Source organism: Paraburkholderia mimosarum LMG 23256 = NBRC 106338, from assembly GCF_000739815.1.
GTDB classification, from domain to species: Bacteria; Pseudomonadota; Gammaproteobacteria; order Burkholderiales; family Burkholderiaceae; genus Paraburkholderia; species Paraburkholderia mimosarum.
This window is the reverse complement of the sequence record NZ_BBJJ01000316.1, coordinates 1-1,214: the sequence shown is the minus strand read 5'-3', so window position 1 is coordinate 1,214 and position 1,214 is coordinate 1. Positions and strand designations below refer to the sequence as shown.

General features: G+C 60.0%; 2 protein-coding genes. One reads left to right on the top strand and one right to left on the bottom strand.

Annotated elements, in window-relative coordinates:
• Positions 1-380 (top strand): TolC family protein (locus BMI01S_RS37650; protein ID WP_042293554.1); only part of this gene is annotated, 380 nt, incomplete at its 5' end.
• Positions 381-567: 187 nt separating this feature from the next.
• Here the strand turns inward: BMI01S_RS37650 and BMI01S_RS37645 are convergent.
• On the bottom strand, positions 568-1,062 hold the full coding sequence (locus BMI01S_RS37645; RefSeq protein WP_156123930.1) for a hypothetical protein: 495 nt from the start codon (positions 1,060-1,062) through the stop codon (positions 568-570).
• Positions 1,063-1,214 lie beyond the last annotated feature (152 nt).

Here is a 1,214-nt window from a genome sequence, read left to right as displayed (position 1 = left end):
AGAACCCCGCGAACGATGCGCGCTTGCAGGCGGCGCTCGCGCAGCATGACAAAGCGTTGCTACAGACGCTGGAAGAAGTGGACAACGCGTACGGGCTATGCCACGGCTTCGATGCGCGCAGCGCGCGGCTCGAAGCGTCGCTCGACGTCGCCCGCCGCAATGCGCAGAGCGCGCGGCAGTTGTACGAAGGCGGACAGCGCACGCTGGAGGATGCTCTCAACGCACGTATCGATGCGTTACAGCGCGAGGACGAACTGGTGCTGGCGCAAACCGATGCCGCGCTGGCAACGGTGAAGCTGTATCTCGCGCTGGGCGGTGGCTGGGCGGAAGGCGACGACGCAACTGCCGCCCCGATGGCCGACTCCAATGTGTTTGATTGATGCGCGCACGTGAGGTCTGCAGGTGGGACGTGCAGGAGCGACAGATCCCGGTGAGGTATATCCCCGACGAAACCGATCGATCGATATCAAAAAAATCTTCAGGAGATGAAAATAAATTTCATATCTAGAAAACTCGTGATTGGTGATATTGTGATATTGATCCATATTCGAAACAGATTTGACTCGTTCAGGTTGACACTTGACGGTCGTCGGCACCGATGGGATTGGCCAGACGCGCTTCGAGCTGCTCGCGCCCGGTGCGAGCGCCACTGGCGACACGATGCCAGAGCGTCGCCAGTGATTTACCCTGCTGGATGATGTGGAACACGTCGCCGTGACACGGCGTATCGGGCCAGGCCATTTTTTGCCCGACACGCAGACCGGTTCCCGCATCGGCGATCGTGTGCTCAGGATCGAGGCCCTGTGCCTGCAGCTCCAGCAGATGGATGGCCCAGGTGTCGCCGTCGCGATGGGCTTCGGGGGCGAGCAGATAGCAATAGGTCGAGGCGACATCGATACCGGCGAGCACGGGTTGGGAACCCTGAAAGAGTTCGTCGTGCAGACCGACCCGGATGGGTGAGAGATCGATACCGGCGTTGATGGCGATGGCCTGCTTTGCGGCCCGCTGAAGAACGGTGTGAATCGTGCCCAGGCTGGTCGAGACGCCGAGCAGGTCGTGCATGAGTTCAAGGGTACTGCGAAACGAAACGTGGCCCACCATCGTGAGCGCCACGATGACCTGATCGAGCGGCGTGGTTCAAAACACGTGATTTTTGCGTTACAGGGACGAGCTTAAGCAGCCTGCGCGAAACGCAGGAATGGCAAGAATTCCGG

Coding starts and splice junctions, on each gene's coding strand:
- BMI01S_RS37645 (WP_156123930.1), bottom strand. CDS start 1,062: ATGCACGACCTGCTCGGCGTCTCGACCAGCCTGGGCACGATTCACACC.